The 13,797-nt window shown below is 70.5% G+C and carries 9 protein-coding genes; all 9 read left to right on the top strand.

Going from position 1 to position 13,797, the window contains the following annotated elements:
- Positions 1-166: 166 nt before the first annotated feature.
- The 9 genes from obgE to ABT078_RS14755 all read left to right on the top strand — a co-directional run bounded on the left by obgE (position 167) and on the right by ABT078_RS14755 (position 13,642).
- Complete coding sequence (gene obgE / locus ABT078_RS14795) at positions 167-1,603, top strand: GTPase ObgE (RefSeq protein ID WP_351227540.1); 1,437 nt, start codon at positions 167-169, stop codon at positions 1,601-1,603.
- Positions 1,604-1,800: 197 nt separating this feature from the next.
- Positions 1,801-4,059: a glycosyltransferase gene (locus tag ABT078_RS14790; RefSeq protein ID WP_351227538.1), complete on the top strand. Its 2,259-nt coding sequence runs from the start codon at positions 1,801-1,803 to the stop codon at positions 4,057-4,059.
- A gap of 210 nt (positions 4,060-4,269) precedes the next feature.
- Positions 4,270-5,769 (top strand): D-ribitol-5-phosphate cytidylyltransferase, encoded by a 1,500-nt coding sequence (locus ABT078_RS14785; protein ID WP_351227534.1) that lies wholly within the window; start codon positions 4,270-4,272, stop codon positions 5,767-5,769.
- Positions 5,770-5,902: 133 nt separating this feature from the next.
- Positions 5,903-8,068, top strand: coding sequence for a CDP-glycerol glycerophosphotransferase family protein (locus tag ABT078_RS14780; protein ID WP_351227532.1), 2,166 nt, complete (start codon positions 5,903-5,905; stop codon positions 8,066-8,068).
- A 131-nt stretch (positions 8,069-8,199) separates the two neighbouring features.
- On the top strand, positions 8,200-9,477 hold the full coding sequence (locus ABT078_RS14775) for a glycosyltransferase family 2 protein (protein WP_351227530.1): 1,278 nt from the start codon (positions 8,200-8,202) through the stop codon (positions 9,475-9,477).
- A gap of 80 nt (positions 9,478-9,557) precedes the next feature.
- Positions 9,558-10,664 (top strand): glutamate 5-kinase, encoded by a 1,107-nt coding sequence (proB, locus tag ABT078_RS14770; protein ID WP_351227528.1) that lies wholly within the window; start codon positions 9,558-9,560, stop codon positions 10,662-10,664.
- A 155-nt stretch (positions 10,665-10,819) separates the two neighbouring features.
- The gene (locus tag ABT078_RS14765) at positions 10,820-11,389 is read left to right on the top strand and encodes a DUF8830 family protein (protein ID WP_351227526.1); all 570 of its coding nucleotides are present in this window, start codon (positions 10,820-10,822) and stop codon (positions 11,387-11,389) included.
- A gap of 302 nt (positions 11,390-11,691) precedes the next feature.
- Positions 11,692-12,975 carry a glutamate-5-semialdehyde dehydrogenase gene (locus ABT078_RS14760; protein ID WP_351227524.1) on the top strand — a complete coding sequence of 428 codons (1,284 nt, stop codon included), beginning with the start codon at positions 11,692-11,694 and terminating at the stop codon, positions 12,973-12,975.
- A gap of 67 nt (positions 12,976-13,042) precedes the next feature.
- The gene (locus ABT078_RS14755) at positions 13,043-13,642 is read left to right on the top strand and encodes an SCO2584 family spore wall biosynthesis protein (protein ID WP_351227522.1); all 600 of its coding nucleotides are present in this window, start codon (positions 13,043-13,045) and stop codon (positions 13,640-13,642) included.
- Positions 13,643-13,797 lie beyond the last annotated feature (155 nt).

The following is a 13,797-nucleotide window of genomic DNA, read 5'->3' as shown; positions in this document are numbered from 1 at the left end:
GCCCCTTGCTGCGTTTTCCCGGGGAGTGACCCCCGGACCCCCAGCAGGAACGAGTCTTCGCGAGGGCGGACCTCACTTCTCGTACGGAAGTACGGGAAGCGGGTCCGCCTTTCGCGTGTTACGTAGTAGACATTTCCGCACGTATTTCCGTACTGGAGGCCCCACCATGACCACCTTCGTGGACCGCGTCGAGCTGCATATCGCCGCGGGTAACGGAGGCCACGGCTGCGCCTCCGTACACCGTGAGAAGTTCAAGCCCCTCGGCGGGCCCGACGGCGGGAACGGCGGCCGTGGCGGTGACATCATCCTCACGGTCGACCAGTCCGTCACGACGCTGCTCGACTACCACCACTCGCCGCACCGCAAGGCCACCAACGGCAAGCCGGGCGAGGGCGGCAACCGCCAGGGCAAGGACGGCCAGGACCTGGTGCTGCCGGTGCCGGACGGCACGGTCGTCCTCGACAAGCAGGGCAATGTGCTGGCCGACCTGGTCGGACACGGCACCACGTACGTCGCCGCGGACGGCGGCCGCGGTGGCCTCGGCAACGCGGCGCTGGCCTCGTCCCGCCGCAAGGCGCCCGGCTTCGCGCTGCTCGGCGAGCCGGGGCGCGCGGGCGACGTCGTGCTGGAGCTCAAGACCGTCGCGGACGTGGCGCTGGTCGGCTACCCGAGCGCGGGCAAGTCGTCGCTGATCTCCGTGCTGTCGGCCGCCAAGCCGAAGATCGCGGACTACCCCTTCACGACGCTCGTCCCGAACCTGGGTGTCGTCACCGCCGGCTCCACCGTCTACACGATCGCGGACGTCCCGGGCCTGATCCCGGGCGCCAGCCAGGGCCGGGGCCTCGGCCTGGAGTTCCTGCGGCACGTCGAGCGCTGCTCGGTGCTCGTCCATGTCCTGGACACTGCGACGCTGGAGTCGGAGCGGGACCCGGTGACCGACCTCGACGTCATCGAGGAAGAGCTGAAGCAGTACGGCGGTCTGGAGGACCGTCCGCGCATCGTCGTCCTGAACAAGATCGATATCCCGGACGGCAAGGACCTCGCGGACATGATCCGCCCTGACCTGGAGGAGCGCGGCTACCGCGTCCTCGAGGTGTCGGCGGTCGCGCGTACTGGCCTGAAGGAGCTGTCCTTCGCGCTGGCCGAGATCGTGGCGGCGGCGCGCGCGGCCAAGCCGAAGGAGGAGGCCACCCGGATCGTCATCCGCCCGAAGGCGGTCGACGACGCGGGCTTCACGGTCACGCAGGAGGAGGACGGCCTCTTCCGCGTGCGCGGCGAGAAGCCGGAGCGCTGGGTGCGCCAGACGGACTTCAACATCGACGAGGCGGTCGGCTACCTCGCGGACCGGCTCAACCGCCTCGGTGTCGAGGAAGAGCTGATGAAGGCGGGGGCCCGGGCCGGCGACGGCGTGGCCATCGGCCCCGAGGACAACGCGGTCGTCTTCGACTGGGAGCCGACACTGATGGCCGGCGCGGAGATGCTCGGCCGCCGCGGCGAGGACCACCGCTTCGATGCCCCGCGCCCCGCGACCCAGCGCCGCAAGGAGCGCGAGGCGCAACGGGACGATGCGCAGCGCGAGTTCGACGACTTCGACCCGTTCTAGACCGCGTACGTCACCGGACGGGCTCCCTGTGGGCCCGTCCGGCGTGTGAGGTGGGGAGTCCCCACGCCCGGCCGGGGCGTGGGAGAAAGCCCGATCCGTTCGGATCCGTGTGGTGGCACAACCTGTCGGCCCTTATCACCGTCTTGTACGCGGGGGGTGGGGCGGAAAGGGCCCCAGCACAACTGAACGGAGCGTTGATGAAGGTCTCCTTCCTCATCCACACCATCTACGGCATCGGCGGCACCATCCGCACCACGCTCAATCTCGCGGAAGAGCTCGCCGACCGGCACGAGGTGGAGATCGTCTCCGTGTTCCGGCACCGCGACGAGCCGCTCTTCGCGATCGACCCCCGCATCGCCGTCCTACCTCTGGTCGACACCCGCCCCGGCTCGGACACGAACGAGAAGGAGCATCCGCTCGCGCTGCTGCCCGCCGAGCACTTCCCGGCCCGCGAGGCGCGCTTCAAGGAGTACAGCAAGCTCACCGACGAGCGGGTACGGGACCACTACGCCGCATCGGACGCGGACGTCGTCATCGGTACCCGGCCCGGACTGGTCGCGTACACCGCCCAGTTCGCGCCGGACCGCGCCGTGCTCATCGGCCAGGAGCACATGACGCACAACCATCACAAGCCCGCGCTGCGTGCCGAGATGCGCGAGCACCTCGCCGCCATGGATGCGTTCGTGACCGTCTCGGAGGGCGACGCGGCGGTGTGGCGGGAGCACATGCCGCTGCCCGGCACCCGGGTGCTGGCAATTCCGAACAGCGTGCCCGAGCCCGTGGTCGCCCCCTCCGACCTGAGCGGGACCACGATTGTGGCGGCCGGGCGGCTCGCGGCGGAGAAGCAGTACGACGTGCTGATCGAGGCGTTCGGGAAGGTCGTCGCCGCCCGGCCGGAATGGACCCTGCGCATCTGCGGCTGGGGCAACCAGAAGGAACGGCTGCGCCGGCGCATCGACGAACTGGGGCTCTACAACAGCGTCCGGCTGATGGGCCCGCGCTCACCGATCGAGCCCGAATGGGTCAAGGGCGCGATCGCCGTGTCCACTTCTCGCCATGAGTCGTTCGGGATGACGCTCGTCGAGGCGATGCGCTGCGGGCTGCCCGTCGTCAGCACCGACTGCGACTACGGTCCTCGGGAGATCCTCGCGGACGGCGTCGACGGGCTGCTGGTCCCCGTGGGCGATGCCGACGCGATCGCCGCTGCCCTGCTCCGGCTCATCGACGACGAGGAGTTGCGCCGCCGCCTGGGGGCGGCGGCCCGTGCGCACGCGCGACGCTTCGACCCGGGCCCGGTCGCCAAGCAGTACGAGGAGCTCTTCGCCGAACTGGGCGCGGCCCGCGGCGCCGCCGCCAGGGCGGAGAGAGCCGGGGCGGAGAGAGCCGGGGCGGCCGAGTCGGACAGACCCTCCGAGACGACGGCCGAGTCGGACAGACCCCCCGACACGACGGCTGAGTCGGTCAGGCCCTCCGACATGGCTGAGCCCGCCGAGGGCGACGCCACACCACGGTCCTCCGGGCCCAGCCGCACCACGCAGCCCTCCGCACCCGCGCCCGCCTTCTCCGGGCCCGCCTTCTTCGCGCCTGTCGCCGACTGCGTCGCCGAGTCCGACGGCAGCCTCACCGTCACCCTCGTCGCCCCCGACGCGGCAGCGGTCGCGCACCCCGGGCTGCGCCTGGTCTGCGTACATGCGGGCGGGAAAGCCGAGGACCGCGTCTTCCCGTTCCGGGCCGACGGAACGGCAACCGTCCCCGCGGACGAGGAGTTTCCCGACGGCGGCTGGATCTGCCACGCCGACCAGCCCTCCTCCGGACTGCGCGCCGGCATCCTCACCCGCGCGGTCGACCAGCGCGGTTCGATGAACGCCTCCCGGTGCATCGCGCCCGGCAGCGGCATCCGTCACCTCGTCCCCTATATCCGTACGCCCGCGAACCTGCTCGCGCTGCGCTCCTGGGTGCGGCCCGTCCACGCCGAGGCCGGGGACATCACCGTCTCGGACCGGAGCATCACCGTGGCCGGACGCCTCTACGGCCCGGAGCCCGGCTCGGAGCAGCGCGGCGCGCTCGCCGAACGGCCCGTCCTTCTGCTCCGCCGCCGTGGCGCGGACCCGGCCGAGCTGGAGTTCCCGGGCGCCCGGGACGGTGCGCACGGCTTCCGCTGCGCCCTGTCCGTCCCCGCCGTGGTCGAGCGACGCCTCGCCGAGAAGGAGCGCTGGGAGCTCTGGCTGCGGTACGCCACGGACACGGAGCCCGTCCGCGTCGGCAGGATCATCGACGACGTGGTCGTGAAGAGCCCGGTCTTCACGTATCCACCGGTGCTGGTCCAGCGGCCGCGCCCGCTCGTCCAGCTCCGCCGGGCCCTGCGCAGGCTTCGCGGCCGCCGCCAGCTCCTGGTTGCGGTGAAACTCGTACACGACCAGCAGAACGCCCTCGTAGTGGACGTTTCCGACCAGTGACGGATGCGTAACTCCGCATCCGGGACGGCCTTGTACATCTGTGGTGTCAATCACCTTGAAGGGTCGGCGGACGCTAGCCAACACCCCTGGCCACCCGGTGAACAGACGGTTTCCAGAGGGTGTGGAGGCTCCTATGTCCACCTTGCGGGACGGTCACGGAGAGTGCGACCATCACACCGTCCCCCAGTCATCGCAAGGTAGAGGTCGTCTGTGTCCGTGCCGCACGAAGCCAAGCCCCGCACCACAGCAGTCGTGCTCGCCGGTGGTACCGGCCAGCGCGTGGGACTCGCGATCCCGAAGCAACTGCTGAAGATCGCCGGCAAGGCCGTCATCGAGCACACCCTGACGATCTTCGAGCAGGCCGAGGCCATCGATGACGTGATCGTGCTGATGGCACCGGGTTTTGTGGCCGACGTCGAGAAGATCGTCGCCAAGGCGGGACTCACCAAGGTCACCAAGGTGATCGAGGGCGGCGCGACCCGCAACGAGACCACCGAGCGCGCGATTCGGGCCATAGGTGAGGAACTCGCGGAGGGCGAGGACGCCAACGTCCTCTTCCATGACGCGGTGCGTCCGCTTCTGTCACAGCGAGTGATCGCCGACTGTGTGGACGCCCTGGACCGCTATCAGGCGGTGGACGTCGCCATCCCCTCCGCGGACACGATCATCGTGACCCGCACCCACGGCGAGGACGGCGAGTTCATCACGGAGATCCCGGACCGCTCCCGGCTGCGCCGCGGCCAGACCCCGCAGGCGTTCAAACTCTCCACCATCCGCAAGGCGTACGAGATCGCCGCGGGCGACCCGAACTTCCAGGCCACGGACGACTGCAGCGTCGTGCTCAAGTACCTGCCCGACGTGCCGATCCACGTCGTCGCGGGTGATGAGTACAACATGAAGGTCACCCAGCCCGTCGACGTCTTCATCGCCGACAAGCTGTTCCAGCTGGCCTCCACCGCCGCCCCGCGCCAGGCCGACGAGGCCGCCTACCGGGAGCTGCTGGCCGGCAGGACCCTGGTCGTCTTCGGCGGCTCGTACGGCATCGGAGCGGACATCGCCGCCCTCGCCGAGCAGTACGGCGCGAAGGTCTACGCCCTGGGGCGCTCCACGACCGGCACCCATGTGGAGAACCCGGAGCACGTGGACGACGCCCTCTCCAAGGCGTACGCGGAGTCCGGCCGTATCGACTACGTCATCAACACCGCGGGTGTGCTGCGCATCGGCAAGCTCGCCGAGACCGACAACGCGACCATTCAGGAAGCGCTGAACGTCAATTACCTGGCACCCGTCCAGATTGCGCGTGCCTCGTACAAGTATCTGGCCGAGTCCAAGGGGCAGCTGCTTCTCTACACTTCTTCCAGCTATACTCGCGGCCGCGCCGAATACAGCCTTTACTCGTCCACCAAGGCGGCCATGGTGAATCTCACCCAGGCCCTCGCCGACGAATGGGCAACCGACGGAATCCGGGTGAATTGCGTCAACCCGGAGCGCACCGCGACGCCCATGCGCACCAAGGCGTTCGGTCAGGAACCCGCCGGTTCGCTGCTCTCCTCCGAGGCCGTGGCCCGTACCTCGCTGGACGTGCTGCTCTCCGAGCTCACCGGCCACGTCATCGACGTACGCCAGCAGGACCCGACCCGGGGGGCGAGCGAGGCCTCCGGATTCGAGCAGGCGCTGGCGTCCGTTCTTGACCGCCAGGAGGATGTGTAATAATTCTCCGTTAATGGACTAATTCGGGCCTCTGTTGTCGCGTCGGCGAATACAGAGGCCCGAGTTCGTGAAGCTCCCCCTTCACATTTCCCGCATAACGTGAAACAACCGGCACCTTTGGAGCAGGTTCTACGTGATTTCGACCGCCATTCGCCTTGCACGTGTGGGCAGCCGGTCAGAGCTGGCCGCGGCAGTCCTGATGGGACTGGGCTACCCGTGCGTGATGATCGCCGCGCTGATTCCGGACATCTGGATGTTCGCGGCGGCCGCCGCCGTGACCTATGCCGCCGACTGGTTCCTGCATCAGCGCGGCAGCTACCTGGTCAACCGGCTCAACAAGGTCCGGGCCGGTCTGCCGATCCGCTTCCTGCTCCGCCAGCTGCTGCTGATCCTGCTGCTCGCCCGCGAGGGTCTCGCGGAGCAGCCGCTCTTCTACGCGGCGGTCGCCTGCTTCCTGCTCTTCTACGGTCTCCAGGCGCCGCACGGCGCGCTGACCACCCTGATCAGGCTGCGCCGGACGATGCCGGTCGTCACCCGCAACGTCGACCTCCACGCCGTACGCATCCCGGACGCCCCGCCGCGGGCCCTGCTGCGCCGTTCCACCGAGAAGATGCTGCACCTCGACATCCCGGCGACGGCCGGAGTGATCATCGCGGCTGCCACCGGGCAGTACCTCGTCGGATACGTCGGCACGGCCGTCACCATCGGCCTCGGCCTGCTGTACACCGCCGCCCTCGTGCCGTACCTGCGCCGCAAGCGCCGCGTGCCGGCGGCGCCCGCGGTGCTCAAGGCCGTGCAGAAGTGGCTCAGCGAGTACCAGCCCACCATCGCGCTGTACTTCTCCGGCTCCGAGGAGTCCGCGTACCAGGTCAACATGTGGCTGGAGACCATGGAGCAGGTCGAGGGCCGGCCGGTCATCATCATGCGTGAGCGCGGGCTCGTCGCGAAGCTCAACGAGACCTCCGTGCCGATCCTCTGCGTCCCCGGCGGTCAGCACCTGATGGCGATGAAGCTCGACACGGTCCGCGTCACCCTCTACCCGGCCAACGTCGGCAAGAACATCCACATGCTCCGCGTCCCGACGATGAAGCACGTCTTCATCGGCCACGGTGACAGCGACAAGCTCGCCAGTGTCAATCCCTACTCCAAGGTGTACGACGAGGTGTGGACCGCGGGCCGCGCCGGACGCGACCGGTACGCCCTCGCCGACGTCGGCGTCCGCGACGACGACATCGTCGAGGTGGGCCGCCCGCAGCTGGCCCCGATAGAGACCTGGACCGGGACACCCAAGCACCCCATCCCGACCATCCTGTACGCCCCCACCTGGGAGGGCTGGGACAACGACCCCGGCAACACCTCCCTGCTCCTCGCCGGCGAGAACATCGTCCGGCGGCTGCTCGAGGCCGAGCGGCCGGTGCGGGTCATCTACAAGCCGCACCCCTTCACCGGCATCCGCAACAAGAAGGCCCTGGCCGTCCACGAGCGGATCACCGCCATGGTGCAGAAGGCCGCCGCCGAGCGGGCGACCGACCCCCGCTGGGCCGAGCACGCCGCCGCCGCGCAGTCCGGCCAGTCCGCCGCCCGCGCCGAGCTCGCCCGCGTCGAGGCCCGGCTGGCCGAGCTGACCAAGCCGGGACGTGCGGGCGGCGACGAGGCGGAGGAGTCGCGGGTCTCGCTCGCCGACCCCCACCGCCTCGCCGAGATCAAGCAGCTGCGGGCCGAGTGGAACGACGCCTACTGGCGCTCCTTCGGCTGGTGGGAGCACAAGGTGGTCACGGGCTCCGAGCCCAAGTTGTACGACTGCTTCAACGAGTCCGACGGCATGGTCTCCGACATCTCCAGCGTCGTCTCGGACTTCATCGCGAGCGGCAAGCCGTACGCCGTGACGGACTCGGCGGAGCTCGGCGTGGAGGAGTTCAGGCGGCAGAACACGGCTGTACGGGCCGCGGTGATTCTCTCCAACGGCGCGAAGGAGCTGGACCTGCTGCTCGCGGCGGTGGCCGACCCGGCCGCCGACACGCTCGCGGACGCCCGCGGCGAGCTGAAGAAGTACCTGCTGGGGCCCGACGAGCCCACGTCGATCGAGCAGTTCGACGCGGCGGTACGCGCCCTGGCGGCCAAGGCCGAGGCGCGCAACGCCGGTGTGGAGCAGCGCATCGGGTCGCAGGCGATCGGTGAACTCGACCGGGAGTCCGACTCCGAGGCCGCCGACGTTGCCGGCGCCGGGGGCACCGGCGTCGTGGAAGGCGGCGACAACGAGGGCAACGGCGCGGAGGCGACGGCCACCGTGGCCCGCTGACCCGCATCGGCTCTCGCCACGGCTCACCCGCGGTCGGCCGAACGGCCCGTAAGTCCCCCGGCAGGAGCGGACTTACGGGCCGTTGCGCGTGCCGTCACACCGCTGACACATGCGCTGTGGACGATGTGCGGATGTCCGAGAGTCGTTCCGAGCCCGAGGCCCTTCCCGAGGTTCCTTCCGAGCACCGTCCCGATGTCAGCGTGATCATCGGCGCGTACGAGGCGATGCCGTACCTCGTGAAATGCCTCGACTCGGTCGAGGCCCAGACGCTGGGGCCCGCCCGGATCGAGATCGTCGCCGTCGACGACGGATCGACGGACGGTACGGGGGAGTACCTGGAGGATTTCACGGCACGGGCGAAAGTGCCGGTGCGGGTGGTCAGGCAGCCCAACTCGGGTGGCCCCAGCGGTCCGCGCAACACCGGTCTGGCCCTGGCCCGCGGCCGTTACGTCTTCTTCCTCGATGCCGACGACTACCTGGGCGAGGAGGCACTGGAGCGGCTGGTCGCGATGGGCGACCGGGCAGGCACGGACGTCGTACTCGGCAAGGTCGTCGGCGTCAACCGCAACGCCGCCAAGTCGATGTGGGCGCGCACCGTCGAGCGGGCCGACATCTACACCTCCAACGTCAAGTTCACGCTGAGCGCGCAGAAGCTCTTCCGGCGCGAACTGCTCGTACGGCACGGCATGAGGTTCGACGAGTCCCTGCGCACGGGTGAGGACGCGCTGTTCACGATGGAGGCGTATCTGCGGGGCGCGGGGGTCTCCGTCGTCGCCGACTACACGTGCTACTACCTGGTCGGCCGGGAGGACGGGAAACACCTGACGAAGACCGGCGGCTACGAGCCCCGCTTCGACTCGGCCGCCGCGCTGATGAAGCTGATCGCCACCCATGTACCGCCCGGAAAACGCCGCGACCAGCTGATGGTCAGGCCCTTCACGGTCACCCTGCTGCCGCAGTTCGGCCCGATCGTGCTGCGCCAGCCGGAGAAGTACCTCCGGCACAAGACGGAGCTCGCCGCCCCGCTCATGGCCGCGTACTGGACCCCGGGCGTGGCGCGCCGGCTCCGGGTCGAGGAGCGGCTGCGGCTCACCTGCGTCGCGCTCGGCCGGCCCGATCTGCTGCGGGACGTGCTGGTCTTCGTCCGCGACGGCGGCCGGCCCGAGGTGGTGCGCCGCCGCGGCCGCCACCATCTCGCGTATCCGCACTTCGGTGACCAGGCTGCCGGGATCGCCCTGTCCGCGTACGAGGTGACGGTGACCGAGCGGATCGGCGAGCAGCGCATCCAGCCGCGCCACCCCCTCGGGCGCCGCGTGGTGCGAGGCGGCGCCCGGCGCCTGCGGCGGGTGGCCGCCAGGCGCGGTCTCGGCCGGATGGCGGCGGCCCTGGCCCGGCTGTCCAGCGGGTGAAATGCGCGCGCACCGAGGACGCGGCCTGACATAGATTCGCCTTTGTGACAGGTGCAAGGCAGACAGGTGCAAGGCAGTACGTGGCGGAAGCCCGCAGGATCGTCGTCAAGATCGGCTCGTCCTCGCTCACCACAGCCGCCGGCGGCCTCGACGCCGACCGTGTGGACGCCCTCGTCGACGTACTCGCCAAGGTCCGCAGTGGCGGTGAGAAGGAGATAGTGCTGGTCTCCAGCGGCGCCATCGCCGCCGGTCTCGCACCGCTCGGCCTGGCGCGCCGCCCCAGGGACCTGGCCCGTCAGCAGGCCGCGGCCAGCGTCGGCCAGGGCCTGCTCGTCGCCCGCTACACCGCCTCCTTCGCCCGCTACGGCGTCCGCGTCGGCCAGGTGCTCCTCACCACCGACGACACCAGCCGCCGCGCCCACTACCGCAACGCCTACCGCACCCTCGACCAGCTCCTCGCCATGGGGGCCGTCCCGGTCGTCAACGAGAACGACACCGTCGCCACGGACGAGATCCGCTTCGGCGACAACGACCGGCTCGCCGCACTCGTCGCCCATCTCGTACGGGCCGACCTGCTCGTCCTCCTCTCCGACGTGGACGGCCTCTACGACGGTGACCCGAGCAAGCCCGGCACCTCCCGGATCCAGGAGGTCCGAGGGCCCGAGGACCTGTCGGGCGTGGACATCGGCTCGGCGGGCAAGGCGGGCGTCGGCACCGGAGGCATGGTCACCAAGGTCGAGGCGGCCCGGATCGCCGCGGCCGCCGGCGTGCCCGTCGTCCTCACCTCCGCCAGCCGGGCCGCCGACGCCCTCGCCGGACGCGACACCGGCACCTACTTCCGCCGCACCGGCCGCCGTTCGGCCGACCGGCTGCTGTGGCTCGCGCACGCCTCGACCCCGCAGGGCTCGCTGACCCTCGACGACGGGGCCGTGCGGGCTGTCGTGCAGGGCAGGAAGTCGCTGCTGCCTGCCGGAATCGCCGGGGTCGAGGGCGAGTTCAGCGCGGGGGACCCCGTGGAGCTGCGTGACTCCGAAGGCCGCGCCGTCGCCCGCGGGCTCGTCAACTTCGACGCGAAGGAGATCCCGCAACTCCTCGGCCGTTCCACCCGCGAGCTGGCCAAGGAGCTGGGCCCCGCCTACGAGCGCGAGGTCGTACACAGGGACGACCTCGTCGTCCTGCAGCCCTGACCTACCCCTGAAACGGCTGAAACTCCCGCCTTCAGGCAGGGACCTTTACCAAAACCGCCCCACCACCGGCCCGGGACTGGTCAACTTTGTCAGGGGACTTGGTCACGGGGACAGGGCGGGGTTCAGCACCACAACGCATCAACAGGAGGCCGCCGGTGAGACGAGCGCGCCCAGGGGCGGCGCCCCGAGGGACAGGGGGCACGGCCCGCACCCGCAGGGCCGTGGGAGAGCAGCGGGCCCTCACCAGTGTGGAGGCGGGGCCCGACCTCGACGACGAGCGCGCCGAGGGCACAGTCGGCGCGGCCGGCACGGACGCCCGTGCCGACGGTGCGCGTGAGCAGAAGCCGGACCTGAACCCGGACCGACGCGGAAGGGACCGCGCTGCGTCCAAGCTCTGGCACATCACCCTCTGCGTCTCGGGTGCGGAGGCCCCGCTGAAGGAGGTCAGGCGCGGTCTCGAACAGCTCGCGCACGACCACCCGTTCCTGCTGACGAGCCGGTACGCCAACGATCACGCCGAGATCCGCTACTGGGAAGAGGCCCGGGACCTGCACGACGCCGCCGCCGTCGCGCTGCGCCTGTGGGGCGAGCACCGCTCCAGTGCACAGCTGCCGCCGTGGGAGATCGTCGGCCTGGAGGTCATCGACCGCGAGACCTATCACCAGCGCATCGCGGAGGGCTACGGGCCGCCGCCCGCGGCCCCCGTCGGCGTTCACCCCTTCTGAGGTCTCAGGTTCTGAGGCTCTTCGGTTCCGAGGCTCTCCGAGGCTTTTCGCCGAGGCCGCCCCGACGGGGGAGCACGGCTTTCCTGAGGTACTCCCACGATCGGGTCCCGGTCTCCTCCAGGCCGGGGCCCATTCGCGTCCGTGTCCCGCTCGCCCCGCTCCTTCGCCCGCTCCCCTCGCATCCCCACCCGGGTGACGCCTCGGCTCGCGTCTCGGCTCGTGTCCGGGCACCTGTCTCGGCTCGCGTCTCGTAGTGCGGGATACGTGCGGGATGTCCGCAGGCCGCGCATTACCCTGCGGGCATGACCTCGCTCTCGCCGTACGACACCATGTCCCCGGTCGCCCAGGCCGCCTACCGGGCTCGCGCGGCCGCCGCCGAGATCGCGCCACTGCCGCGCTCGGTGAAGGACGACGCCCTGCTGGCGATGGCCGACGCCCTGGAGGTCCGGGCGGCCGAGATCGTCGAGGCCAACGCCGAGGACATCGCCCGCGCCCGCGAGGCCGGCACCAGCGAGGCGATCATCGACCGGCTGAGCCTCACGCCCGAGCGGATCCGCGCCATCGCCGCCGACGTCCGTCACGTCGCCGCGCTGCCCGACCCCGTCGGCGAGGTCGTCCGCGGCTCGACCCTCCCGAACGGCATCGACCTGCGCCAGGTCCGCGTCCCGCTCGGCGTCGTCGGCATCATCTACGAGGCCCGGCCGAACGTCACGGTGGACGCCGCCACGCTGTGCCTGAAGTCCGGGAACGCCGTGCTGCTCCGGGGCTCCTCCTCCGCCTACTCCTCCAACTCCGCCCTGGTGAGGGTCCTGCGCGATGCCGTCGGTGGCGCCGGACTGCCCGCCGACGCCGTACAGCTCGTCCCCGGTGAGAGCCGGGACTCCGTACGCGAGCTGATGCGCGCCCGCGGCCTCGTCGACGTCCTCATCCCGCGCGGCGGCGCCTCCCTCATCCGCACGGTCGTCGAGGAGTCCACCGTCCCGGTCATCGAGACCGGAACCGGCAACTGCCACGTCTACGTCGACGCCCAGGCCGACCTCGACATGGCCGTCGACATCCTGATCAACTCCAAGGCCCAGCGACCCAGCGTCTGCAACGCCGCCGAGACCCTCCTCGTCCACCAGGACATCGCCGCCGCTTTTTTGCCCCGCGCGCTGGACGCCCTCGCGGAGGCCGGCGTCACCGTCCACGCCGACGACCGGACCCTCGCCCACGCCGCGGGCTCCAAGGCCACCGTCGTGGCCGCCACGGTGGAGGACTGGGAGACCGAGTACCTTTCCTACGACATCGCCGCCGCGGTCGTCGACTCCCTCGACAAGGCCGTCGAGCACATCCGTCTCTGGTCCTCCGGTCACACCGAGGCCATCGTCACCACCTCCCAGGCCGCGGCCCGCCGCTTCACCCAACTGGTCGACTCCACGACGGTCGCCGTCAATGCGTCCACCCGTTTCACCGACGGGGGCCAGTTCGGTTTCGGCGCCGAGATCGGTATCTCCACGCAGAAGCTGCACGCCCGCGGCCCGATGGGTCTCCCCGAGCTGACCTCGACGAAGTACATCGTCACCGGCGACGGTCACACTCGGTGACGAAGGAGTGCGGGCAGTTGCCCGCACTCCCTGCCCAAAACCCACGCCCAGGTCTACTCTGAAAGGCGTGCCGGACGACGTGGGGGGCAGGCCGTTCCCGGACGGCTGGGAGCCCGACGACGACCGCGGAGGCGCCGACGAGGAATTCGCCTCCGTGGTGTTCGACGAGGACTTCGTACGGGCCGCTGCGGTCCATGAGCCGAGCGCCGTCGAGCGGCTGCTGGCGGCCGCCCAGGCGCGCGCGGAGGCCGAGGCCGCCCGCGCCCGCGCCGGAGCGGGCCCCGCGGACGATGAGCTCTACGACGACTACGGGCCGGCCGGCGCGTACGGCCGGGCGTACGACGAATGCGACCCCGACGACCGTGCCGGGCGGTACCTGGACCCCTACCCTCACGGCGGTTCCCTGCGTCCGTACCGCGGCGCCGCGCGCTGGCACCGTCCCGTCGCCTGGGTGCTCGCCCTGGTGATGGGTATCGGGATGGTCGCCCTCGCCTTCACGGCCGTCTACCGGGGTGCGTCGGCCAACCGCCAGGACCGCGTCCCGCCGCCCGCCACGACCGGTGTCGACGTCCCCTCCAAAACAGCCGCGCCGGACCTCGTGACCAGCCCTTCGGCCTCCGCGGACTACTCCGCACCTCCCGTCCCCGCCGTACCCCGCACCCCCTGAAACGCAGTCGCCCCGGTGCGTGAGAACTCGACACAAGTTCTCACGCACCGGGGCGTTTACCTTCATCGAGATCGACCTACTCTGAAGGTGTGACCCCTCCCAAGAAGGGGCTTCTCACTCGTCCACGTGCGTGAACCCCTGACGGACATGTCCTG

Source organism: Streptomyces sp. NPDC002133, assembly GCF_040296405.1.
In the GTDB taxonomy this organism is placed as follows: domain Bacteria; phylum Actinomycetota; class Actinomycetes; order Streptomycetales; family Streptomycetaceae; genus Streptomyces.
Note: the sequence above shows the minus strand (reverse complement) of the source record. Positions and strands in the feature narration are given on the sequence as shown.